Origin of the sequence: Hydrogenovibrio sp. JE_KL2 (assembly GCF_009296185.1) — a bacterium.
Classification (GTDB): Bacteria; Pseudomonadota; Gammaproteobacteria; order Thiomicrospirales; family Thiomicrospiraceae; genus Hydrogenovibrio.
The window spans coordinates 494,967-516,268 of record NZ_WBJR01000001.1 but is presented as its reverse complement, the minus strand read 5'-3'; the positions used below and the strand labels follow the sequence as shown (position 1 = coordinate 516,268).

The window sequence follows — 21,302 nt, the reverse complement described above, 5'->3', positions numbered from 1 at the left end:
AAAATTAAAAACGAACAAATCGTAACATGAGAGGCTTAACAATGATTTTTTATATCGGTTATCATTTTATATTTTAAGCGAATTTAAAAACGGCGACAGCGAATATTTCCTGCAACATTATATGACAGACCCTCAAAATCCTTCACAAACCAAGCCCAGAAGCAAACCCATCACCCAACCTTTTTGGTTGGATCCGTTTCCTGTGATGTTTCCACCTACAAACATCGCCATGACCGATCCGAATGGATTACTGGCAGTCGGTGGAGACCTATCTCCTGAATGGTTGCTTCTCGCCTATAGCAAAGGTTTATTTCCTTGGTTTAGCGAAGATGACCCGATTTTGTGGTGGACCCCCAACCCACGCGCCGTCTTGATGATAAACAACCTTAAAGTCAGCAGAAGCCTTAAGAAAACTATCCGAAAAGGACATTTTCAAGTCACACTGGATCAAAACTTTAGAGCAGTAATGGAAGCTTGTTCCCTTGCACCACGAGAAGGACAAGATGGTACCTGGATTACAGAAGACATGATTGAAGCTTACTGCGCACTTCACGAAAAAGGTCATGCCCATTCTGTCGAAGTTTGGCAAGACAACGAAATAGTCGGAGGACTTTACGGCGTCTCCATCGGTAAAGTATTTTTTGGAGAATCAATGTTCTCCAAACGTACCGATGCCTCCAAAGTCGCACTCGTTGCCTTGTGCACGCAACTAAAGGCCTGGGGATTTAATATGATTGATGCCCAAGTGACTTCCAATCACATGCTGTCTCTTGGCGCGACTGAAATATCTAGAGAGGAATTCGAGCAGCGATTGATTGCCGATGCCCAACAATCTTTTCCACCAAAAAACTGGGCTTTCGATATTGATTGGCAATCCGAAGTCGCTTGAACACGCCGGATACAGGCTGTATGACAAAGATTATGACTAGTTAATTGAACATCGCGACCATTATTGCTATAATCCCCGCTTCTCTTTTCACTGGGGGCTAATTTAGCTAATAAATCTATGTCAAAACAAGACGTTATTGAATTTGATGGTGAAGTGTTAGAAACACTTCCCAATACTATGTTTAAAGTTCGTTTAGAAAACGGGCACGAAATCCTTGCACACATTTCCGGTCGCATGCGTAAGAACTATATCCGCATCCTGGCTGGTGATAAGGTAAAAGTAGAATTGACACCTTACGACCTAACGAAAGGTCGTATTACTTATCGCGGTAAATAAGCGCCGGGATTAAATACCCCAGAAAAAAGAATAAAGAGAAATAAAAAGCCCCGGATTGTGACAAACAACCGGGGCTTTTTTTGTAACTGAAATTTTTTTAAGCAAAAGTAGTTGGCTGGGGCACACCCCAACCTGGTAGATTTTTAAGCGAATTTAGACTTCTGCTACCTCTTCCACTTGCAGAACCAACTGATCTTTTTCCAAGTCCACCACGACCTTACCGCCGTCTTTCAATGAAGAGAACAGCAACTTGTCGGCCAAAGGCTTCTTGATGGTATCCTGAATCAATCTCGCCATAGGTCTGGCCCCCATCAACGGATCATAGCCTTTTTCTGCCAGCCAGTCATGTGCAGATTTAGTCAGCGAAATCTCAACTTTCTTATCTGCCAAACTCGCTTCAAGCGCATAAATAAACTTGTTGACTACAGAGTGCATGACATCAGAAGACAAGCGTTTAAACTGAATCACCGCATCCAAACGGTTACGGAACTCAGGGGTAAACACTTTCTTCAACTCGCCATCAACATCAAACGTATGATCTTGCTCGACAAAGCCCATGGAAGAACGCGACGCATAGCTCGCGCCAACATTCGATGTCATAATCAACACCACATTTCTAAAATCGGCTTTACGTCCATTGTTGTCGGTGAGCGTACCGTTATCCATTACTTGTAACAACAGGTTAAACACATCCGGGTGCGCCTTTTCGATTTCATCTAACAAAACAACAGAGTGCGGATGCTTATTCACCGCTTCTGTCAGCAACCCGCCTTGGTCAAAACCGACATACCCCGGAGGCGCACCAATCAGTCTGGAGACAGAATGGGCTTCCATGTATTCGGACATATCAAAACGGATCATTTCAATCCCCAAATGATGTGCCAACTGTTTTGTCAGTTCGGTTTTCCCCACCCCTGTCGGACCGGAAAACAGGAAAGATGCAGTCGGTCTATTCGGATCATTCAAACCGGAACGTGCGAGCTTGATGGCAGAAACCACTTGAGAAACCGCCTCATCCTGACCGAACACCACTCGTCTTAGACTCTCTTCCAATGTCTGCAATTTATCACGTTCTTTTTGGGTGATTTGCGACACGGGAATACGTGCGATATTCGCAACAATCTGTTGGATCTCATTCACAGAAATTTGCTTACGGCGTTTGCTCTTCGGCATTAATGCCTGTTTTGCCCCGGCTTCATCAATGACATCAATCGCTTTGTCAGGCAAATGTCTGTCGGTAATGTAACGTGCAGACAAGTCAACCGCAGTACGCAGTGCCGGCAAGGTGTACTTAACATCATGATGCGCTTCGAACTGAGATTTCAATCCTTTCAGAATATCAAATGCTTCTTGAGGGGTTGGCTCACGCACATCCACTTTTTGGAAACGTCTAGCCAAAGCACGGTCTTTTTCGAAGATGCCACGATATTCTTCATAGGTTGTCGCGCCAATGCAGCGTAATTTGCCGGATGCCAATGCCGGCTTCATCAGATTAGAAGCATCCATTGCACCGCCCTGAACCGAACCGGCACCAATAATAGTGTGAATCTCGTCAATAAACAAAATGGAATGCGGCTGTTCTTCCAATGCCTTCAACAAGGCTTTGAAACGTTTCTCAAAGTCACCTCGATAACGTGTACCGGCAAGCAACGCACCCATGTCCAAACTGTAAACCACTGCATCCTGAAGTTGCTCCGGAATATCGTTGTGTACAATTTTATAGGCAAGCCCTTCGGCCACTGCGGTTTTACCAACACCAGGCTCACCTACGAGTAATGGATTGTTTTTGCGGCGACGCGAAAGCACTTCCAGCGTACGGTTCAACTCCCAGTCACGTCCGATAATAGGATCAATCTGTCCTTTTTTAACCGACTCGTTCAGGTTTTGGCTGAAGCTGGTGATAGGATCGCCTTCCTGTTCACTAGTAGCGTCCTCTTTGGCTTCCTGAGAGGTGCTGGTGTTCAAGAAATCTTCTTGTTGCTGGGCAATCACGCCATGTGAAATGTAACTCAACACATCAACACGATGCACACCACAAGACTCAAGCACATAAACCGCTTGTGAATCTTGTTCTGAGAAAATGGACGCCAATGCGTGCAAACCTGTCACTTCGTTATAACCATTCGACTGTACCAAATAGATGGCACGCTCAATAACGCGTTGAAACGCCATGGTCGGCAACAACTCTTCCGGCTTGACCGAAGCGGTTTCGGTTTCAAGGTAGGATTCCAGTTCTGATTCGATTTTCTGCACCGAAGCACCACAGGCTTCCACCACCTCTCTAACCGAAGGTAAGCCCAACAGTTCCAGCAACAAATGCTCTAGGGTGACGTATTCATGCTCATACTCGCTAGCCAAACTGAAGGCATTGCTCAGGGTCAATTGCAATTCTTTACTTAACATTAAACAATCTCCATTTGGCACTGCAAAGGATGTTGGTTTTCCCGAGCATATCGGTTTACCTGCATCACTTTCATTTCAGCGACTTCTTTACTATATACACCACATACACCTTTTCCTTGGGTATGAACGGCCATCATAACGGCTACCGCCTTGGCTTCGTCCATCCCGAAAAAGCGCATGAGCACTTCAACTACAAAATCCATCGGTGTGAAATCGTCATTCAGTAGTACGATTTGATACCTTTTGGGCGGCTTTAAAGGTAACTTGACTACCTCTAAAATCGCACCATCATCTTCAAAGGGCCTAGTTGCCATCTAAAATCCTATCATTTGATGCTTTGATAAACCCATCAATCTAACATCTTTGTTCTTCTTATCATATATGGGCAAATAATCTGTAATCAAGCGACTTTTGAAAGAGTGGCAGCTTATTTTGCTGATAACAGGGCTCTAGCAAAAATCAAGCCGCTATCAATTTGGCGAAAAGGTGTCCAGGCGAATGAATTTCATCACCCGGCAACCCCATATTCTCGACTTTTATATAATCATTGGAGGAATAGTTTTTTGGCACAACCAACTTAAGTGGTCCAACCGGGGATTCCAACTCTATTTTACTTCCCGATGCCAACAGTGGTTCCGGAACTTCAATCACCCCATATAAGTCAGAGCCTTTTAGCTCCCACTTTAACCCGGTCATTTTCAGGCTGAACTTAACCAAATAGTCGCCATTCTCGCCACCAAACAATCCAGGGTAACCTTTGTTCCTGATACGAAAGGTTTTGCCTTGAAAAGCCAAACGTGAAAACTTCATGCGAATCTTCAATCCGGGAATATAGAAATAACCGATCTTCAGTAATCGTATCGCGTAACGCAGTGTCAAAGGATAAGTAATCACCTTATCTTTACCACGAATGGGTTTTCGGGTTTGTTGTGAATAGCCCCAAAAATCGCCTTGCGTGCCGGCATTGTTATTGGCCGAATCTTGACGCGTGCTTTTTCTATAACCGGAAGATGTATTGGAAGATCGATTACTGTGTCGGCAATAAGCCTTCCAATAAGCATCCTTATGCTTTGTCAGAATCTCGAATGCTTCGGAGACTTCCTGAAATTTCTGCGTTGCATTGTGGATTTTTGAAACGTCGGGGTGATAACGCCTCGCCATTTTCCGGTAGGCCTGTTTAATGGTTTTATCACAAGCAAGATGATGAACGCCCAGTATAGCGAAATAATCTTTAGTGACATCAAAGGGTGAATTTACCATTCTAAAAGAGTGTGAAACGCCTACAACAAATTAAAAAATGACTTCTTAAGTTCAGTTTTATTCTAACGTGTTTGCTTTTAAAAACAAAGCGAATAAAAAATCAAAAACCAAACACCCCAACCTGGCAGATTTTTTCCAAAAAAAGGTTTCAATAAAGGATAATACCCTTTCGATTTAAAAGGGAAATGAAAAATGAGCGTAGAACAAACTTTGCAGGAAAGAAGCGGACACAAATGCGAGCTATGTGGTTCGGAGGAAGGACTTCAAACTCTTGAGGTAACCCCTAGTGACGGTTCTGCAGAACAATCTATTCTCGTCTGTGCAACCTGCGCTGAACAAATTGAAAATCCTGAAAAAATGGATTCCAATCATTGGCGTTGTTTGAACGACAGCATGTGGAGCCCAGAGCCAGCCGTACAAGTCATGGCTTACAGACTTTTGTATCAATTAAGAGCAGAAGGTTGGCCACAAGAATTGTTGGACATGATGTACATGGAAGACGATGTACGCAAATGGGCTGAAGCAGGCTTACCGCAAGACGATGAAGACGTCACACCAACCAAAGACAGCAACGGCACCATTCTAAATGAAGGTGATGACGTTACGCTTATCAAAGATTTGGATGTTAAAGGCGCCGGGTTTACCGCAAAACGCGGCACGTTGGTCAAAAACATACACCTGACTAACAACCCTCTACACATTGAAGGTAAGGTCAACGGCACACAAATCGTTTTGGTTGCGGCTTACTTGAAGAAAGCTTAATTTAACACCTTTTCTTTAAGCTTTCTTTGAAGCTCTCTGTTCTGCTTTAGCCAACAGAGAGCTTTATCAATTTCAGATTATTTCCACTCTCACTTAACATCAACATGTTCAAGTAAATCACTGATACAGACTTTATTGCGTCCATCACGTTTCGCGCTGTACAACGCATGATCCGCGGCACTGAACAAGACATCAAAGTCCACTTTCACATCTTGGCGGCTTGCTTGCTCGACATTGTCCAGCAAGGATACCAGTCTTGAAATAACTCGCTTGTCATGACAGGCAACACCGATACTTGCCGTGACCTGAATACCTTGTGGAGAGAGTTTCTCGATTCCCGAACGGATTTCCTCCATACGTTCTTCAACATCACTATGCTCGCAACCAGACATCAGCAGAATGATTTCATCACCACCAAATCTGGCCACAATATCTCCAGGGTGACGCATACTTTTTATCAACGCAGCAACCTGCCTCAAGACCTCATCTCCACTTGAGTGCCCACTTCCATCGTTAATTTTCTTAAAGTGGTCAATATCCAATAATGCCAGCGCGACTCCTTCGTTATTTTCGATTGAGTCTTTGACGATCTTGGAACCGAACTCTTCCATGAAGTGTCTATTATTCAGGCCTGTTACCGCATCGATATTGGCTTTTTCGTAGAGGGCTTTTTGCGTTGCTTTGACCTTGTCTAACTTCTTCTTATTCAGAATCAAATTAATCGCGCGGGCAAGAAAATCGGTTTCATGAAATGGCTTGGCAATAAAATCCCCGGCGCCATGCTTCAAAACATAAAACTGTCTGAGCAGATCATTCCAACCGGAAACAGCAAGAATTGGAATATTACGAATATCCTCATTACCCTGTCGGATTAGGTTGATTAAACCAATACCGCTGATACGCCCTTCCAACACCAAGTCCGTCACGACCAAGTCAAACCGATTATTTTTATCGTCCAACAACTCAGCAGCCTCTTCTCCGCTTTTCACATGTACCACTTCCCAACCCGCACTTTTCATAATGTAAGTGGTATAGTCCGCGGTACTTTGAGCATCTTCTATGTAAAGCACTCTAGCGGAAATATTGGTTGTCGCATAGAGCACCAAACTTCGTAATGCACGCTTAAGGGTGGCAAAATCAGACTTAATAAAAACTTCGGTAAAGCCTGCATCATAGGCTTTGCGCTTGAATTCCTGCGTCGTATTCGACGTTAGAAGAAAGCTAGGGATATTATCGAGGTTACTGTTTTCTTTGATTTTTCTGAGAAAAGCAAAACTTTCCATATCGCCCAATTCATGAGCAATGCTGATGGCATCAGGTTTGTTTTTTTCAAGGTAATCCAAAGCTTCGGTGCCATTGACGCACTCTATCGCTTCAACATCCTCGCCCAATAAAATTTGTTTCACGACTTCGCGATAACTTGAGGACGGGTCAACAATCAAAACATTCATAAATCGTTTACCTTCGCGATTTTAAGGGTTTTATATTTACCGTTTAACTGCGCAACGTTGAGATAAAACCCAGTAAAACCAATAACCTTAACGGACTTAGATATGATCAACAATGCCATTCAACGTTTGGCTAGGACGCATAACTCCGTTCACACTTGCAATATCAAACTTGTAATAACCACCAACATCAACGCCCTTGCCTTGAACACCGTTTAGCTCTTCCATGATTTGCACTTCATTTTGAGTCAGGGCATCAGCAACCTTATGAAAAATGGCTTTCAAGTCTGCATCTGCATCTTGAGTCGCCAACTCCTGAGCCCAATACATCGCCAAATAGAAGTGACTTCCACGGTTATCAATCTCTCCGACTTTTCGAGACGGTGATTTGTTGTTTTCTAGGAAGCGACCCGTTGCTTTATCCAGCGTTTCCGCCAAAACTTGCGCTTGGCCGTTTCCAAAATGCGTTGCCAAATGCTCAAGCGAAACCGCAAGTGCCAAAAATTCCCCTAGCGAATCCCAACGCAAATGGTTCTCTGAAAGCAATTGCTGCACATGCTTAGGCGCTGAACCGCCTGCGCCTGTTTCAAACAAACCGCCACCGTTCATCAAGGGAACGATAGACAGCATTTTTGCAGACGTGCCAAGCTCTAGAATTGGGAACAGGTCAGTCAGATAGTCACGCAATACATTACCGGTAACGGAAATAACATCCTTACCTTCCTTAACATGACGCAACGTAAAGCGGGTCGCCTCTTCTGGCGACATGATATGAATTTCCAACCCTGCTGTGTCATGTTCCAGTAAATAGTGATTCACTTTTTCGATCAACTGATGGTCATGCGCACGCTTAGTATCCAACCAAAACACCGCTGGCGTGTTGGTTGCACGTGCTCGCGTCACCGCCAATTTAACCCAGTCTTGAATCGGTGCATCCTTAACCTGACACATACGGAAGATATCTCCCGCTTCAACATTCTGTTCCAACAAAACATTACCGTCTGCATCAATAGCACGAACAACGCCCGTATCATCCATTTGGAATGTTTTATCGTGTGAACCGTACTCTTCAGCTTTTTGCGCCATCAATCCGACGTTTGGAACAGTCCCCATCGTCGTTGGATCAAATGCGCCATGATGCTTGCAGAAGTTAATGGTTTCCTGGTAAACTCCAGCATAACAACGATCAGGGATAACAGCCAAAGTATCTTGTTGTTTACCGTCTTTATTCCACATTTTCCCTGATGATCGAATCATTGCCGGCATAGACGCATCAACAATCACATCAGAAGAAACATGAAGATTAGTGATTCCCTTGTCGGAATCTACCATTGCGATATCTGCTTTTTCACTGATAGTCGCTTGAATATCAGCTTCAATCGCCTTTTGCGTTGCTTCTGGCAAGGTTTTGATTTTGGCATAAAGATCTCCCAAACCATTATTCGGGTTCACGCCAACAGATGCAAAATCAGTCGCATACTTATCAAACACTTCGGCAAAATAAGCCGATACCGCTTGTCCGAAGATAACTGGATCGGAAACTTTCATCATGGTTGCTTTCAGATGCAGCGAGAATAGAATGCCCTTCTCTTTCGCTTCAGACACCGCTTCTTGCAAAAACGACTGTAACGCTTTCTGGCTCATCACGGCAGCATCAATAATCTCACCTTCTTGCAAAGGTGCATAAGCTTTCAACTCTTTGACATCACCTGAATTGGAGACAAACTCTATCTTGAATTTCGTTGCTTTTGGTACAGTCATCGACTTTTCCGTACCGTAAAAATCACCTTCAGACATATGAGCAACTTGTGTTTTGGAGTCTGCCGACCATGCCCCCATCGAATGCGGATGCTTCTTGGCAAAATTCTTCACCGACAAAGGTGCGCGTCGATCTGAGTTACCTTCACGAAGTACAGGGTTAACCGCACTTCCCAACACTTTTGCATAGGTGGCTTTAATTTTTTCTTCTTCCGGCGAAGCTGGGGTTGCTGGATAATCCGGGACATCATACCCCTTTGCCTGCAACTCTTTGATGGCAGCGTTCAACTGTGGAATTGACGCGCTAATATTTGGAAGTTTAATAATGTTGGCGTCCGGCGTTTTTGCCAATTCACCCAACTCGTTTAGGGCGTCATCAATGCGCTGTTCAGCTGTCAGTTTTTCAGGAAAGTTCGCCAGAATTCGACCTGCCAAAGAAATATCCCTTGTTTCAACTGCCACACCTGCAGCTTTAGTAAAGGCTTCAACTATCGGTAAAAAAGAGAAAGTCGCCAGCGCTGGTGCTTCATCGGTCAAGGTATAAATAATCTTTGCAGTCATCTAAATCAGTCCTAGTTTCGAATATTGGCAAACGGCTCAACACAGCTGTTTCAAAGCTCTTGACGCCGAAGTGCATCAACATTATTAGAAAGTGTTAAAATAGCTACTATTCTAACTTACTCAGTCGTGCTTTGCATAACTTCAAGCCCTGTAAATGTGAGGTTATTCGCACAAATTGCAAAACCTACTATCAATTAGCACAAGTTAAATCGATTCATGCCAGAAATATTACTATTCAATAAGCCCTTTAACGTTTTATGCCAATTCACCGACGAACCCCAATATCGTGGTGAACGGGAAACACTGGCTGACTACATTCAACGCCCAGGATTTTATGCCGCTGGAAGACTTGATCGCGACTCTGAAGGACTTCTGCTTCTGACCGACAATGGCGCCTTGCAACACCAAATCTCTGACCCTAAACACAAACAACCTAAAACCTATTTGGTGCAAGTAGAAGGCGATATTACGCCACTAGCCATTAAACAACTCAAAACAGGGGTTGAACTGAAAGATGGCATGACTCGTCCCGCGGTGGCAAAAAAGATCAACGAACCAAAATGGATCTGGCAGAGAACCCCTCCAATAAGAGAGCGCAAAAACATTCCAACGTCATGGCTGGAGCTCACCATTACTGAAGGAAGGAACCGACAGGTCCGTCGTATGACTGCCGCTGTAGGCTTCCCAACTTTAAGGCTTATTCGGACAAAAATAGGACCTTATCAACTCAACAATCTACAACCGGGTGAATCCATCATGCAGAAAGCTCAATCCTAAGTTTCATGATAAAATAGCTTTATGAAAGAAAGATTACCATCTACATATAAAAATACGTCAGACATAAAAGTCATCGTCGGATTATCCGGAGGCGTTGACTCGTCTGTTGCTGCACTGCTTTTAAAACAGCAAGGCTATCAGGTTGAAGGGCTTTTCATGAAAAACTGGGAAGGCGATGATACTGAAGATTACTGCCCCGCCGCTGAAGACCTGAAAGATGTGCTTGCTATCTGTGAAAAACTGGACATTCCCCTACACGTCGAAAACTTTTCTAAAGAATATTGGGACAGAGTTTTTGAGCATTTCTTAACCGAATATGCAGCCGGAAGAACCCCCAACCCTGACATTCTGTGCAACAAGGAAGTAAAGTTCAAAGCCTTCCTTGAGCACGCCTTGACTTTGGGTGCTGACTATATTGCTACAGGACATTATGCTCGTATTCACGAAGATGAGAACGGTCATTTCCATCTTCTGAAAGGACTGGATAACAATAAAGACCAGAGCTATTTCCTGTACACACTACAACAACATCAATTGTCCCGCTCACTCTTTCCGATTGGTGAGCTTGAAAAACCCCGTGTACGTGAGATGGCAGAAGAAGCTGGTTTGATTACACATGATAAAAAAGACAGCACTGGCATCTGCTTTATCGGCGAGAGAAAATTTAAGGACTTCTTGCAACAATTTCTACCTGCACAACCTGGCGATATCGTCGACACCAAAGGTAAAGTGATTGGCAAGCATGATGGTTTAATGTACTTGACCTTAGGCCAACGCAAAGGACTTGGTATTGGCGGTGGTCATGGCGACTCGGGGCTTCCGTGGTTTTCGGCAGACAAAAACCTTGAAAAAAATCAGTTAGTTGCAGTACAGGGTTCAGACCACCCATTACTCAACCACCGTTATCTTGTAGCAACCACTTGCGACTGGGTGGCTGGTGAAACACCGGCCACCGGAACCGCTCTTAAAGCAAAAGTTCGCTACCGTCAGCCAGAACAGCCTTGCATCATTTTAAAAGAGCACGAAGGTAACATTATCGTCGCTTTTAATGAACCTCAAACAGCCATCACTCCGGGTCAATCCATCGTTTTTTATCAAGGCGAAGATTGTCTGGGCGGCGCGATTATTACCGAGCGCTACCATGAGTTGGAAATGATTCCTGAATATGGCAATCACAACAGCGAAACCTCTTTAACCCAAGCGGAATACGTATGAACCAAAGTTACACGGATCAAGATAAAGCCATTGCGCTAGTTGGCATATACCAAGTCGCTCAACAAGTTTTCGATTTAGCGACCACGGGTAAAACCGACTCCATAGCTTTTGAAACCAGTATCAACTCTTTGTTTTGTGAAAATCCGAACGACACCCTTGATGTTTTCGGCGGTGACGTTATGAACATTCAAAAAGGCGTCAATACGCTATTAAGCCAAATGAGCTCAAATCAAGCCGAGCAAATCCGCAATATTGAAATCACTAAATATGTTTTAAACCTGATGATTTTAGAAAAAAAGCTTTCTGATGACAGCGATGCGCTTAGCAAAGTTTTCAAGGTTATTGAGTCTGCTCGTTCCAGCCGTGAACACTTTGGCGAATTTCACGAAAACGTCATCGCAGCGCTTGCCCGAGCTTACACTGAAAACATCAGTCCGTTAACGCCCCGCATTATGGTCAATGGTGCTCACGGTCATTTACAAAACCCGCACATCGCCAACAAAATCAGAAGTCTGCTTCTTGCAGGCATTCGAGCATCGATGTTATGGCGTCAGGTAGGCGGTAGTCGCTGGGGGCTATTATGGTCTCGTAAACGTTACTTACGCTCTGCGCAAACGTTACTGCGTACAACCCCAACCTCTACCGAGTCGCCTTACTTCGAAAAAGATTCGCAAGACAAGCAATAGAAACAACAAGAAAGGCTAAGCAAGATATGTCTGATGTAAAAATACAAAACCACCCTTCTGAAAATGAGCTGAATTCACTCGGTGTTTTTCAGTGGCCTATCTGGGAAAAAGAAACTTCAAGCTTTCCTTGGCATTACGATACCGAAGAAGTCTGCTACTTGCTCGAAGGTAAAGTCACCGTGCATGCAAACGGCAAAACTTTTGAGTTTGGTAAAGGCGATCTAGTAACCTTTCCGCAAGGCATGAGTTGCGAATGGATCATTCACCTTCCAGTTAAAAAGCATTACCAATTCAGATGAAAGAACATTAAAGTTTTAGTAGCGAAATCCAAATAAAAAAAGCGCCTAATGGCGCTTTTTTTATTGTTGTCAAAGCCGTTATTTAATCTTCTGATAAATCGGTTTTTTCTCAATTTTAGCAGAAGAAACTAGTGCCTGAATTCTGGCTTTAACTTCAGCATCACCCAACACACCGACAACAGACTCTTTCAACTGACTCAACTCTTCTTTATCGCTAGGTTCTTTACCTTTTTGAACACCTGTCACTTCAATCACAACAGAATCCCCTGAAGGTAACTGATAAGTTGAAAACGATGGTTTACCATCTTTAGGCTTAGGTGCTTTGAACAATGCCGCCGTCAACTGAGGCAATACCAAACGGTTTTGACGATCCAGCCAATCCGTTTGATGATAGTCAACACCATCACGAGCCATGGATTTCAGTGACGCGCCAGATTTGACCTTATCCAGAATACCTTTCGCCAAATCTGCAGAAGCTTTAACACCAGCTTCTTTTCTTAGAGATTGTTCCACTTCGTCTTTGACGTCATCAAATGCTTGTTGCTTAGCTGGAATGACTTTATGAACTCGAATCACAACCGAAGAGGTTGGAGACAATTCAATCGAAGAACTGTTATTACCCTTCATAACTTCATCAGAGAATGCCGCCTTAATGACTTTAGGGTTTTGCGTCAACCCATCAACACCACCGGCTTTTGAGAAAGGTTCTGACGTTTTCACATCCATACCAACCGCATCCGCTGCAGGCTCCAATGTATCAGGTTGCTCATAAGAGATAGAGTTCAGCTTATCCTGTAACTCGAAGTACTCTTTTTCAGCCTGTTTCTTACGATACATCGTTTCCACATCCGTTTTCACTTCCGCAAAAGACTTAGTGCGCTTAGGTTCGATTTTTGTCAATTTAATTAGGTGATATCCAAAGTTCGTTTTCACTGGCTCACTGATTTCATTCACTTTCATCGCGAATACAGCCTTATCAAACGCTGGTACCATCATACCTTGCTGGAACAGACCTAGGTCACCGCCTAATTTCGCAGATCCTGGGTCTTGAGAATACTTTTTCGCCATTTCTGCAAAATCTGCGCCTGCAAGGATTTGTTTGCGAATGTCCTGAATTTTTTTCAATGCCTGTTCAGCGTTGGTTTTCCCATCAATACGAATCAGGATATGGCTAGCTTGTCTTTGCTCAGGTTCAGTAAACTGATCTTTATTGTCTTGATAATAGGCTTGCAAAGCGTCATCAGTCACTTTAATTTTCTTGGCCAATTCGTCCTCAGATAACAGAACATAATCAATGCTGATTTGCTGAGGAATCACATATTGCTGCTTGTGCTTATCATAGTAACTGTGCATTTGATCTTGAGTAATCTCCGCCATTTTCATCAACGGCTTTTGATCAATTCTCAAATAATTCATTTTGCGTTGCTGATATTGAAGATCCACCAACTGCTTGAAAAGACTTTCAGGTGCCATCTGAGAAATAGAAGTCAACTGACGACTTTGGTTTTCAAGCAAGAAATCGCGTTGCTCTTGCTCAAAGCCACCTACAGTCAATCCATTGCGAGTCAGGATGTTTTCATAAGTCGCTTGGTCAAACTTTCCATCTTTTTGGAAAACTTTTGCAGATTGAATAACCATCGACAACTCGGCATCGGTAATTGCCATATTGTGCGATTTTGCCCACTGCTCCACCACTGATGACTCGATCAAAGCGTTCAAGACTTGATCTCTTAACTGATCATCTTTTACGATTTGATCATACATATCGCCAAACTGTTGCTGCAAACGCGCTTTTTGGCGATGGTATAATTTCAGAAAATCTGTTGCAGTAATGTCTTCACCATTCACGACTGCTACAGCTGTTTTTTTCTCACCTTGTGCATATTCCTGAATACCGAAAAGCGCAAATGTGATAATAATCAAACCTACGATGATCCACGCAATCCATCCTTGCGCGCGTTCTCTAATGCTTTGTAACATTACGGACAACCTATTTTCTGATGTAATTAAACTTGAAAGTGGCTATTTTATCAGGCTATTGACTGGGTTTCATATTAATTTCATTGATATAACCTTACAGTCACTGCTAAGTACAAATGTGATAAAATTACGTAGTATAAAAGTGAAATAAATGCACTCACAAAGAGTCAACAGACTATGAATAAAATTCTTTACGTAGATGATGCCCCTTCCATGAGGAAGCTGGTTGAAATGGTTTTGAGTTCGGAGTTCGAACTCACCTTGGCTTCTAATGGTCAAGAAGCACTTGATGCAACCCAACAAGAACAGTTTGATGCCATTATTTCGGACATCAATATGCCCGTTATGAACGGACTCGAATTTCTCGAAAAGGTTCGAGCAGAAGAAAATTACAAATTTACACCCGTGTTAATGATGACAACTGAAGCCAGTCGCGAAATGAAAGACCAAGGCAAAAAGCTAGGCGCCACGGGTTGGATTGTAAAACCTTTTGACCCTGCCAAGCTACCAGGTATTATCCGAAAAGTGATTTGAGGCTAGGTAAAAATTAACTACCCAACCTGGCAGATTTTCGTGTTTATAAAAAAACCGCCAAACGGCGGTTTTTTTTATTTCGGAAGGAGATCACTCAAGACTCAAAAGGGTCGCTTAGAATCAAGGTCTCAGCACGGTCAGGGCCGGTTGACAAAATCGCAACAGGAACACCCATCTGTGCTTCCAAAAACTGAATGTAGGTTTTCGCTTCTTCCGGCAATGCATCCCATGAAGCAATACCGACAGTTGATGTTTTCCAACCTTTCAGCGTTTGGTAATGAGGAATAACTTTTTCATAATCTTCTGCACTGCTTGGCGGCAAAGTTAACTCTTTACCATCACTCAGATAGTGTGTGCAAACTTTGATTTCATCTAAAGTATCTAGTACATCTAGTTTCGTTAGGCACACACCCGTCAAACTATTGATTTGGGCAGAACGGCGCAAGGCAACCGCATCAAACCAGCCACAGCGTCTTTGACGCCCGGTAGTCGCGCCAAACTCATGTCCACGTGTTCCTAGAACCTTTCCGATTTCATCGCCTTCATCGGTGTTCTTGTCGTAAGGCAATTCGGTTGGGAAAGGTCCTGAACCTACACGCGTCGCATACGCCTTGGTGATACCCAGAACATAATCCAGCTGACAAGGCCCCACACCACTACCCGAAGCCGCACCGCCCGCTGTCGTGTTCGAAGAGGTAACATAAGGATAAGTTCCCTGATCAATGTCCAACAAAGTGCCTTGCGCCCCTTCGAACATCAAGTTTTTCCCGGCGCGATTATATTGGTCAATCATGTTAGGAATATCTGCCAACATCGGTAGAATCATTTTTTCGTAGTCAGCACATTTTGCCCACTGCGTATCGAAATCGACAGGATCTGTTTTGTAGTAATTGGTCAGCATGTAGTTGTGATAAGCCAGTGTAGACGCCAACTTTTCCTTAAACGTCGCCATGTCTCTCAAATCACCGGCACGCAAGCCTCGGCGAGCAACCTTATCTTCATAGGCTGGTCCAATTCCGCGTCCTGTGGTTCCGATTGCTTTTGAACCACGTTCCTTTTCACGCGCCTGATCCAATGCCACGTGGTAATCCAAGATTAATGGACAAGCATCACTGATTTTCAAACGCTTGCTGACTGAAACCCCTGATGCCTCCAATTCACCAACCTCTTTTGCAAGAGCTTGTGGGCAAAGCACCACGCCATTTCCGATAAAACATTCAACGTCTTCACGCAAGATACCGGAAGGAATTAAATGCAACACTGTTTTCTTGCCATCGATAACAAGGGTATGGCCGGCGTTATGCCCACCTTGAAAGCGAACTACCGCAGCTACGCGGTCTGTCAGCAAGTCAACAATTTTACCTTTACCCTCATCGCCCCACTGGGTTCCGACCACAACGATATTCTTTTTTGTCATTTCTTTCTTCTTTAACTCAAAGGAACTATTTCTGAACAAACTGCCAAGCGTTATTTTGCTTGGTCAAGTACTCGCTACCTGTAGGAATCTCAGACAGCTCGTAGTAGCGTTTTACAATGACGCTTTTTTTCAATTTTGAAATTTCTTTCACCAACTCAGGATCAGCTTCAATCGGTGCGTACACCACCTTTTTTTCAACAACAGGTGGGCAATCCAACAGGTCTAATGTGCTGCGCAAATCCAAGCTAAAACCAGTTGCAGGCTGCGCTGCACCAAAATCCGATGCGATTTCATCATAGCGACCACCCTTGGCAATCATATACAGTTTCTGGCCTGCTGAATAACACCCAAAGATAACGCCTGTGTGGTATTCAAAGCCTCTTAAATCGGCTAAATCCAAATGAATACCTAACAAATCGGAAGCCACATTGAAATAACCGACAACCAGTTTCAAACGCTCGACAGATTCATCCATTTTGGCAGACAGTCCAGACAATAATGTCTCACTTTTTGCCAAAACATCATCAGCATCACCACATAGAGATAGCAAGTTTTCAAAAGCATTTTTCAACGCACCTTCTAGGTTCAATGCCGCTGTGAACTCATGGTATTCAGGCACGGCTTTTCTCACTAGAATGTCAACCAACTGCTGCGTTTGCTTCTTATTCAGTTGCGCCAGTCGCATCAGCTCTTCTACAATCGACACATGACCAAGACTCAAGGTTAGATCATTCAAACCTAGTGCCCTAATTGAGCTCAACATCAAAGCAATCACTTCGATATCACTTTCTACACCTTCATGACCAAACAACTCAGCGCCAACTTGAATGGGACTACGAGAACCTTTTGCCTTATTGTTACGTGTTTTGAGCACTTCACCAAAATAACACAGGCGAATAATCTGATCTTTATTCTTTAAACGGTTGGCAACGATGCGTGCTACCTGTGGGGTCATATCCGCTCTGACACCCATCATTCTTCCTGACTCCTGATCGGGAAAACGGCAAGTATCAATCGCGAGGTGGCGTGCAGTCCCGGTCAACAGAGAATCTGTATATTCCGCAATAGGTGGCAGTATCAAATCGTAGCCAGATGATTCAAAACCATCCAACAGCTGGCGTCTGTAATACTCCAGCTTCTTCGCCTCTTCAGGGAGAAGATCTTCAATACCATCAGGGGTAAACCAAATATTTTGTTGCATTGAACTCTTTCTTTCTTTTTAAAACGATTCGCCTGAGAAGACTAAACTTCTAGGCAAGTAAAAATAAAATCACCATGCCGATTAACAAGCTGAAAAAACCCATTAGTCGTATCTTCTTTTCGTCCAACTTCACAGCTTCCGACATCATTCTTTGCCAAAAATGTGGAAAGACAAAAGGCATTAAACCTTCGAAAATAAATACCAGCGCGATCGCGCTAATCAGCACATTATCCAACATAAATCCCTTCCACAAAAAAGGTGGTCTAACACCACCTTTTTTACTTAAAACTTAATTGATTATTTTTTCTGTTGGTTAAAGTATTTAAAGAAATCCGACTTAGGATCAACCACCATCACATCAGACTTATCTTTAAACGCTTGCTGGTATGCATTCAGACTTTGATAGAACGCATAGAATTCATCATCTTTAGTATAGGCTTTAGCATAAATGTGGGCTGCTTTAGCATCCCCTTCCCCGCGAATCGTTTCGGCATCACGGTAAGCATCTGCCGAGATAATTGTGCGCTGTCTGTCTGCATCGGCACGAATCTTCTCAGCTGCCTCAGAACCTTGAGAACGCAAGTCTTTTGCAACACGGTTACGCTCAGCTTCCATTCTTCTGTAAACAGAGTCACTAACATTTTGCGGTAAGTCTACACGCTTGATTTGAACGTCAACTAAGTCGATACCGAAAGAACTAACCGCTTCAGCAGTTTTCTTACGAATATCGCTAACGATTAAGTTTCTATCTTGTGAAATAACTTCCTGAACAGTACGGCTACCAAATTCAGCTCTCAAGCCATCTTTGATAATCTGTGCCAAACGCATATTTGCCAAGCGAATATCACCGTTCATTGTTGTGTAAAAACGCTTCGCATCCGCAATACGCCATTTCACAAATGAATCAACGATCAAGTTTTTCTTTTCACTGGTCAAATAACGCTCAGGAGCAGCGTCTAACGTTTGTAGACGTGCATCAAAGCTACGTACATTGTTCACAATCGGCATTTTAAAATGCAGACCAGGCTTGATATTACTCTCAACAATCTCACCAAAGCGGAATAACAGTGCTGTTTGCCCTTGTTGAACCGTATAAAGTGAACTGATCCCCAGTAGAACTGCGGCTGCAGCGATTATTAATAAAATGGCTCTCATCTTAACGCAGCTCCCTTGATCTTAACAATTCACGAATATTTGTCCGTGGGTCTGGACGCGTTTCCTGAGTTGAAGTGGTCGGCTTCGAAGAAGAAACATTTTCAGCGGGTTTGAAAGGTACTTTTGCTGAGTTGCCAATCATCTTATCCAAAGGTAGATATAGTAAGTTGTTGCTTGAACTAGATCCAACAAATACTTTTGATGTCGCTTCAAGCACATTGGTCATTGCATCAATGTATAGACGCTCACGCGTTACCTTCGGCGCTTTTTTGTACTCGGCAACAATACTGTCGAAACGGCTGGCTTGCCCCGTCGCTCGTGCAATCACAGAGTCGTGATAAGCGCGCGCTTCTTCAATTTGTCTCGCTGCGTTACCTCTTGCCTTAGGCAGGATATCATTCGAGTAAGCTTCCGCTTCATTGATTAAACGCTCTCTGTCTTCACGCGCTTTTACAACGTCCGCAAAAGAGTCTTGCACCTGCTCAGGTGGCTGTGCATCCTGTAAGTTAAGAGAGGTAATGAACAAACCGGTTTCGTATTTATCAAGGTTCTTCTGAGTAATCACCTTAACCTTATTAACAACCTCATCACGTCCTTCGGTCAGTACAAAGTCCATTGTGTTCTGACCAACCACTTCACGTAGCGCACTTTCAGTCAGTGCACGAAGGGTCATATCAGGATCGGAAACATCGTAAAGATATTTTTTAGCGTCGCTGACCTTATATTGAACTGCAATTTTGATATCGACGATGTTTTCGTCTTTCGACAACATCAAAGATTCGGAAGGTACGTTTCCATCTCGACGCGAATCGGTACGGTAACCAATTTCAGCAGTACGGATACGATCAACGTTGACAAGCGTCACACTTTCAATCGGCCATGGAAGATGCCAATGTAGACCGGCTGTGGTTTGCCCAACATAGGCACCAAAGCGCTTAATAACACCTCTTTCTGGAGAGTCAACAGTATAAATACCACTCAGCAGCCATACAACAATGGCAACAATCACTGCAACACTGATGCCTTTGACATTAAAGCCTCCGCCCATTTTACTCCCTCCACCACCGAGGAAATTTTGCAGCTTTTTAAGCAGTTCATCTAAGTCAGGATCGGGTTTTTGTCCGTTAGGCTTATTAGGGCCGTTCGAGTTATTTCCCCATGGATCTTGTCCTGGTTTACCGGGCTCGTTCCACGCCATTCTTTTCTCCAGAAATTGAAATAGATTCGATATTTTAGTTTCAATGACCACAAATGTCATCAATTATTCTTATTTAAAGCTAGATTCGGCTTATTAACTCTGTAACTCAGCAACATTCACTTCCGGCCAGCTTTGAATTGCCTTCCATTCTTGCTCGGTTAAGCTCATTGTAAACTGGCTATTTCCTTCATCATCAAAGCCCTCATCCAAAATCGTGCCTAAAGTGTAAAGTTCAGCACGACGTTTTCCTGCAGTTACATCCAACGTCAATTTAACGGTAACAAACTTGCCTCTAAAATAACTGGCAACCGCATCTAGCATCAGCTCTATGCCCTGCTCGTCTTGTGCGGATATCCACACACGCTCAGGCAGCTGTTTGTCATTCAAATCAACATGAGGCGCAACCGGAGGATCCAGTAAATCGATTTTATTGAACACCAGCAACTGAGGGACATCTTCTGCTCCCACTTCTTTGATGACATCCAATACATCAGCAATCTTCTCGTCACGGTGAGGATCAGACGCATCAACCAAATGAATCAACAAATTGGCTTCGCTAGTTTCTTCCAAAGTTGAGCGAAACGCTGCCACCAAATCATGCGGAATATGACGAATAAACCCTACCGTATCCGCAAAAATAACCGAGCCAGCGCCTGGCAATCTCACTTTTCGCAAGGTTGCATCCAAGGTCGCAAATAAGCGATCTTCCGCATAGACGCCGGCTTGCGTCATTTGATTGAACAAAGTCGATTTTCCGGCATTGGTATAACCAACGATGGTAACCGTCGGCATATCCGACTTTTTACGCGAACGTCTGCCAAGTTGACGCTGATGACGAACTTTTTCAATGCGGGTTTCAAGCTGCTTGATTTTGCCTTGAATCAAACGTCTATCAGTCTCTAACTGAGTTTCCCCTGGCCCTCTGGCTCCGATACCGCCCTGACGATCCAAGTGAGACCAGCCCTTCACCAGTCGGGTTGCCATTCGCTTAAGTTGCGCCAATTCGACTTGCAACTTACCTTCATGTGAACGGGCACGTTGCGCAAAAATATCCAAAATCAAGCCAACACGATCCAATACCTGGCAATCAAGATATTTACTTAAATTACGCTCTTGGGCTGGGGACAAAGCATGATTCACAATTACCACATCGGCTTCATGAACCTCTACGGCGTTTTTGATTTCTTCAGCTTTACCCTTACCAACAAAGTATTTTGGATCAGGTGATTGACGTTTGGTGGTAATGAGTTCAACGACTTCAGCACCAGCAGAATCGACAAGTTCATAGAACTCTTCAAGTATTTCGCGGTCTGATTCTTGGTAAAAATCAACGTGAACCAAAACGGCTTTTTCAAGTTCACGTTGTTCGAGCCTTCCAAATAACTCCATGGTTATTTGAAAGCGCCTTTAAAGGTGGGATGAA

General features: G+C 43.7%; 20 protein-coding genes. 8 read left to right on the top strand and 12 right to left on the bottom strand.

The window, feature by feature from the left end; translation table 11 throughout:
• Positions 1 to 121 precede the first annotated feature (121 nt).
• On the top strand, positions 122 to 889 hold the full coding sequence (aat, locus tag F8R13_RS02490) for a leucyl/phenylalanyl-tRNA--protein transferase (protein WP_152831744.1): 768 nt from the start codon (positions 122 to 124) through the stop codon (positions 887 to 889).
• 117 nt (positions 890 to 1,006) lie between these two features.
• Complete coding sequence (infA, locus tag F8R13_RS02485; RefSeq protein ID WP_024851017.1) at positions 1,007 to 1,225, top strand: translation initiation factor IF-1; 219 nt, start codon at positions 1,007 to 1,009, stop codon at positions 1,223 to 1,225.
• A 153-nt stretch (positions 1,226 to 1,378) separates the two neighbouring features.
• Here infA and clpA read toward each other — a convergent pair whose 3' ends face one another.
• The 3 genes from clpA to F8R13_RS02470 form a co-directional block, all read right to left on the bottom strand.
• Positions 1,379 to 3,628, bottom strand: a complete 2,250-nt coding sequence (clpA, locus tag F8R13_RS02480) for an ATP-dependent Clp protease ATP-binding subunit ClpA (RefSeq protein WP_152831743.1) — start codon at positions 3,626 to 3,628, stop codon at positions 1,379 to 1,381.
• Positions 3,628 to 3,942 (bottom strand): ATP-dependent Clp protease adapter ClpS, encoded by a 315-nt coding sequence (gene clpS, locus F8R13_RS02475; protein WP_152831742.1) that lies wholly within the window; start codon positions 3,940 to 3,942, stop codon positions 3,628 to 3,630. The genes clpA and clpS overlap by 1 nt, the downstream gene beginning before the upstream one ends.
• A 145-nt stretch (positions 3,943 to 4,087) precedes the next feature.
• Positions 4,088 to 4,888 (bottom strand): DnaJ domain-containing protein, encoded by an 801-nt coding sequence (locus F8R13_RS02470; RefSeq protein ID WP_152831741.1) that lies wholly within the window; start codon positions 4,886 to 4,888, stop codon positions 4,088 to 4,090.
• Between the two features lie 192 nt (positions 4,889 to 5,080).
• Here F8R13_RS02470 and F8R13_RS02465 point away from each other — a divergent pair, with 192 nt between their 5' ends.
• Positions 5,081 to 5,650, top strand: a complete 570-nt coding sequence (locus F8R13_RS02465) for an alkylphosphonate utilization protein (RefSeq protein WP_152831740.1) — start codon at positions 5,081 to 5,083, stop codon at positions 5,648 to 5,650.
• Between the two features lie 89 nt (positions 5,651 to 5,739).
• On the opposite strand, the gene F8R13_RS02460 is transcribed toward F8R13_RS02465, so the two are convergent.
• On the bottom strand, positions 5,740 to 7,101 hold the full coding sequence (locus F8R13_RS02460) for a diguanylate cyclase (protein WP_152831739.1): 1,362 nt from the start codon (positions 7,099 to 7,101) through the stop codon (positions 5,740 to 5,742).
• Positions 7,102 to 7,197: 96 nt separating this feature from the next.
• Entirely contained in the window at positions 7,198 to 9,417 is a 2,220-nt protein-coding gene (locus tag F8R13_RS02455; RefSeq protein WP_152831738.1) for an NADP-dependent isocitrate dehydrogenase, read from the bottom strand.
• Between the two features lie 216 nt (positions 9,418 to 9,633).
• Between F8R13_RS02455 and F8R13_RS02450 the strand changes: the two genes are divergently transcribed.
• The 4 genes from F8R13_RS02450 to F8R13_RS02435 are packed head-to-tail and all read left to right on the top strand — an operon-like array spanning position 9,634 to position 12,394.
• The gene (locus F8R13_RS02450) at positions 9,634 to 10,194 is read left to right on the top strand and encodes an rRNA large subunit pseudouridine synthase E (RefSeq protein WP_152831737.1); all 561 of its coding nucleotides are present in this window, start codon (positions 9,634 to 9,636) and stop codon (positions 10,192 to 10,194) included.
• Between the two features lie 21 nt (positions 10,195 to 10,215).
• Complete coding sequence (gene mnmA / locus F8R13_RS02445; protein WP_152831736.1) at positions 10,216 to 11,409, top strand: tRNA 2-thiouridine(34) synthase MnmA; 1,194 nt, start codon at positions 10,216 to 10,218, stop codon at positions 11,407 to 11,409.
• The gene (hflD, locus tag F8R13_RS02440; protein WP_152831735.1) at positions 11,406 to 12,095 is read left to right on the top strand and encodes a high frequency lysogenization protein HflD; all 690 of its coding nucleotides are present in this window, start codon (positions 11,406 to 11,408) and stop codon (positions 12,093 to 12,095) included. Before mnmA ends, hflD begins: the two co-directional genes overlap by 4 nt.
• A gap of 26 nt (positions 12,096 to 12,121) precedes the next feature.
• Positions 12,122 to 12,394, top strand: a complete 273-nt coding sequence (locus tag F8R13_RS02435; RefSeq protein WP_152831734.1) for a cupin domain-containing protein — start codon at positions 12,122 to 12,124, stop codon at positions 12,392 to 12,394.
• Between the two features lie 78 nt (positions 12,395 to 12,472).
• Here the strand turns inward: F8R13_RS02435 and F8R13_RS02430 are convergent, their stop codons facing one another.
• Complete coding sequence (locus tag F8R13_RS02430) at positions 12,473 to 14,374, bottom strand: SurA N-terminal domain-containing protein (RefSeq protein WP_152831733.1); 1,902 nt, start codon at positions 14,372 to 14,374, stop codon at positions 12,473 to 12,475.
• A 177-nt stretch (positions 14,375 to 14,551) separates the two neighbouring features.
• On the opposite strand from F8R13_RS02430, the gene F8R13_RS02425 reads away from it, so the two are divergent.
• A complete protein-coding gene (locus tag F8R13_RS02425) occupies positions 14,552 to 14,908 on the top strand; it encodes a response regulator (protein ID WP_152831732.1) in 357 nt (118 codons plus the stop codon).
• A 94-nt stretch (positions 14,909 to 15,002) separates the two neighbouring features.
• On the opposite strand, the gene F8R13_RS02420 is transcribed toward F8R13_RS02425, so the two are convergent.
• The 6 genes from F8R13_RS02420 to hflX form a co-directional block, all read right to left on the bottom strand.
• A complete protein-coding gene (locus tag F8R13_RS02420; RefSeq protein WP_152831731.1) occupies positions 15,003 to 16,325 on the bottom strand; it encodes an adenylosuccinate synthase in 1,323 nt (440 codons plus the stop codon).
• A 25-nt stretch (positions 16,326 to 16,350) separates the two neighbouring features.
• Positions 16,351 to 17,526 carry an ATP phosphoribosyltransferase regulatory subunit gene (locus F8R13_RS02415; protein ID WP_152831730.1) on the bottom strand — a complete coding sequence of 392 codons (1,176 nt, stop codon included), beginning with the start codon at positions 17,524 to 17,526 and terminating at the stop codon, positions 16,351 to 16,353.
• A 49-nt stretch (positions 17,527 to 17,575) separates the two neighbouring features.
• Positions 17,576 to 17,764 (bottom strand): DUF2065 domain-containing protein, encoded by a 189-nt coding sequence (locus tag F8R13_RS02410; RefSeq protein ID WP_152831729.1) that lies wholly within the window; start codon positions 17,762 to 17,764, stop codon positions 17,576 to 17,578.
• A gap of 59 nt (positions 17,765 to 17,823) precedes the next feature.
• Complete coding sequence (hflC, locus tag F8R13_RS02405; protein WP_152831728.1) at positions 17,824 to 18,681, bottom strand: protease modulator HflC; 858 nt, start codon at positions 18,679 to 18,681, stop codon at positions 17,824 to 17,826.
• 1 nt (position 18,682) lies between these two features.
• The gene (gene hflK, locus F8R13_RS02400; RefSeq protein WP_152831727.1) at positions 18,683 to 19,879 is read right to left on the bottom strand and encodes an FtsH protease activity modulator HflK; all 1,197 of its coding nucleotides are present in this window, start codon (positions 19,877 to 19,879) and stop codon (positions 18,683 to 18,685) included.
• Between the two features lie 93 nt (positions 19,880 to 19,972).
• Positions 19,973 to 21,268 carry a ribosome rescue GTPase HflX gene (hflX, locus tag F8R13_RS02395; RefSeq protein WP_152831726.1) on the bottom strand — a complete coding sequence of 432 codons (1,296 nt, stop codon included), beginning with the start codon at positions 21,266 to 21,268 and terminating at the stop codon, positions 19,973 to 19,975.
• Between the last annotated feature and the right edge of the window lie 34 nt (positions 21,269 to 21,302).

Bases quoted from the DNA above. Each gene is read 5' to 3' on its own strand.
- F8R13_RS02435 (WP_152831734.1), top strand. From the start codon at position 12,122: ATGTCTGATGTAAAAATACAAAACCACCCTTCTGAAAATGAGCTGAAT.
- infA (WP_024851017.1), top strand. From the start codon at position 1,007: ATGTCAAAACAAGACGTTATTGAATTTGATGGTGAAGTGTTAGAAACA.
- F8R13_RS02430 (WP_152831733.1), bottom strand. From the start codon at position 14,374: ATGTTACAAAGCATTAGAGAACGCGCGCAAGGATGGATTGCGTGGATC.
- F8R13_RS02420 (WP_152831731.1), bottom strand. From the start codon at position 16,325: ATGACAAAAAAGAATATCGTTGTGGTCGGAACCCAGTGGGGCGATGAG.
- clpA (WP_152831743.1), bottom strand. From the start codon at position 3,628: ATGTTAAGTAAAGAATTGCAATTGACCCTGAGCAATGCCTTCAGTTTG.
- mnmA (WP_152831736.1), top strand. From the start codon at position 10,216: ATGAAAGAAAGATTACCATCTACATATAAAAATACGTCAGACATAAAA.
- F8R13_RS02450 (WP_152831737.1), top strand. From the start codon at position 9,634: ATGCCAGAAATATTACTATTCAATAAGCCCTTTAACGTTTTATGCCAA.
- hflX (WP_152831726.1), bottom strand. From the start codon at position 21,268: ATGGAGTTATTTGGAAGGCTCGAACAACGTGAACTTGAAAAAGCCGTT.
- F8R13_RS02415 (WP_152831730.1), bottom strand. From the start codon at position 17,526: ATGCAACAAAATATTTGGTTTACCCCTGATGGTATTGAAGATCTTCTC.
- hflC (WP_152831728.1), bottom strand. From the start codon at position 18,681: ATGAGAGCCATTTTATTAATAATCGCTGCAGCCGCAGTTCTACTGGGG.
- hflD (WP_152831735.1), top strand. From the start codon at position 11,406: ATGAACCAAAGTTACACGGATCAAGATAAAGCCATTGCGCTAGTTGGC.
- F8R13_RS02470 (WP_152831741.1), bottom strand. From the start codon at position 4,888: ATGGTAAATTCACCCTTTGATGTCACTAAAGATTATTTCGCTATACTG.
- hflK (WP_152831727.1), bottom strand. From the start codon at position 19,879: ATGGCGTGGAACGAGCCCGGTAAACCAGGACAAGATCCATGGGGAAAT.
- F8R13_RS02410 (WP_152831729.1), bottom strand. From the start codon at position 17,764: ATGTTGGATAATGTGCTGATTAGCGCGATCGCGCTGGTATTTATTTTC.
- F8R13_RS02425 (WP_152831732.1), top strand. From the start codon at position 14,552: ATGAATAAAATTCTTTACGTAGATGATGCCCCTTCCATGAGGAAGCTG.
- aat (WP_152831744.1), top strand. From the start codon at position 122: ATGACAGACCCTCAAAATCCTTCACAAACCAAGCCCAGAAGCAAACCC.
- F8R13_RS02465 (WP_152831740.1), top strand. From the start codon at position 5,081: ATGAGCGTAGAACAAACTTTGCAGGAAAGAAGCGGACACAAATGCGAG.
- F8R13_RS02455 (WP_152831738.1), bottom strand. From the start codon at position 9,417: ATGACTGCAAAGATTATTTATACCTTGACCGATGAAGCACCAGCGCTG.
- clpS (WP_152831742.1), bottom strand. From the start codon at position 3,942: ATGGCAACTAGGCCCTTTGAAGATGATGGTGCGATTTTAGAGGTAGTC.
- F8R13_RS02460 (WP_152831739.1), bottom strand. From the start codon at position 7,101: ATGAATGTTTTGATTGTTGACCCGTCCTCAAGTTATCGCGAAGTCGTG.